The 309-nt window shown below is 45.3% G+C and carries 1 pseudogene; it reads left to right on the top strand.

Annotation, left to right across the window (positions count from 1 at the left end):
• Positions 1-309, top strand: a pseudogene (locus tag Q0845_RS27755) (gliding motility-associated C-terminal domain-containing protein); the annotation flags it as partial.

Below are 309 nucleotides of genomic sequence, written 5' to 3'. Positions count from 1 at the left end.
CCAGTCAATACAGATAGCAATGCAGGAGATGGACCAGACTTCTTAGACATCGATGCCGATGATGATGGAATTCCAGATAATGTAGAAGCACAACCGACAGACAGTTACACGCCACCAAGTGGAATAGACAATAACAACAACGGAATCGATGATGCGTACGAAAATGCAGGATTCATTGACAGCCCAGAAAACACAGATACAGATGCAACACCAGATTACCTAGACACAGATAGTGATGATGATGGTATTGACGATGTGGATGAAGCAGGACAAGGCACCTTCACAGGAACTGACACCGATGGTGACGGA

The sequence above is a fragment of the uncultured Kordia sp. genome, assembly GCF_947489565.1.
GTDB lineage: Bacteria > Bacteroidota > Bacteroidia > Flavobacteriales > Flavobacteriaceae > Kordia.
This window is presented reverse-complemented; position numbering and strand designations above follow the sequence as displayed.